Annotated in this window: 1 protein-coding gene; it reads left to right on the top strand. The window is 66.1% G+C overall.

Going from position 1 to position 1,122, the window contains the following annotated elements; genetic code table 11:
• Nucleotides 1-121: 121 nt before the first annotated feature.
• A complete protein-coding gene (locus ACFYY7_RS45750; protein WP_388672433.1) occupies nt 122-895 on the top strand; it encodes an RNA ligase family protein in 774 nt (257 codons plus the stop codon).
• Nucleotides 896-1,122 lie beyond the last annotated feature (227 nt).

Genomic DNA, 1,122 nt, shown 5'->3' with positions numbered 1-1,122 from the left:
GGCGAGCAGCAGCCCATCACCACGGAGAAGTGACCACGGGGCAGTCCACCACGCGCTCCTCGCTTACGGCTGCCACCTCGGCGGAGTAGGCAATTGTGAAAATCAGGAAGGACAGCGCAACGTGATCCGCGCCATCGACCTCGCCGCCCTCAATACGGCGACAAAGTACCCGTCAATCCCCACCTATCACGCACTCGACCCGAAGAACGGCGGCCTCATCGAGGAAGCTGCCGCCTTCAACAGCGACGTGTACCTCACCGAAAAGGTCGACGGCACCAACGGCCGGATCGTCAGCTTCCCAGGCGGTGACTACATCCTCGGCAGTCGCGAGGAACTCCTCTACGCTCGCGGCGATTTGATCGGGAACCCTGCCCTCGGTATCGCTGACGCCCTGCGCCCCCTCGCCGACCGCGTAACCCCGCCCACCAGCGGCATCCGGGTCCTGTACCTGGAGGTGTACGGCGGCAAGGTCACCGCGGCCAGCCGCGAATACACCAGTAACCGCACCGTCGGCTACCGCCTGTTCGACACGGCCGACGTCCCACTCGATGTCCTTGAGTGGCCGCGTGCCCAGATCTCCGGCTGGCGCGAGGACGGCGGGCAACGGTTCCTCTCCGAGTACGAACTGACCCAGTTCGCCAAGGCCGAAGACATCGACCTGGTCCCGCGGCTGGCCACTGTGGACGCGGGTGACGTGCCGACTGGTATTGCTGAGATGCAGACGTTCCTCAACGATTATCTGCCGACGACCCGCGTGGCCCTGGACGAGGGTGCAGGCGGCCATCCCGAGGGCATCGTGCTTCGCAGCGGCGACCGCTCGGTGATCGCCAAGGCCCGGTTCCAGGATTACCGGCGTACTCTCAAGCGCCGTACCCAGCCCGCTCGTAGCCGCTGACTTTTCCATACCCGGCCGCGGCGGCGGCCGGGTATGGACAGCGCAGTTCGGCACCTGCCGCCGTGACCAGGACGCCGCCAGGGCGCCCAGCACTTGCACCCCGACGGTGGCGCTGGCAGGCCAGCAACTACGCCGCGTCCCCGTAGGGCTCGAATCCAGCGTCACAAGTCAGTGACGCCACGCCCAAGCAGTAACGAGCACGGGCATCCTGTCGTTGATCGAATCCC

The organism is Streptomyces sp. NPDC001933 (genome assembly GCF_042890955.1).
In the GTDB taxonomy this organism is placed as follows: domain Bacteria; phylum Actinomycetota; class Actinomycetes; order Streptomycetales; family Streptomycetaceae; genus Streptomyces.
This window is presented reverse-complemented; position numbering and strand designations above follow the sequence as displayed.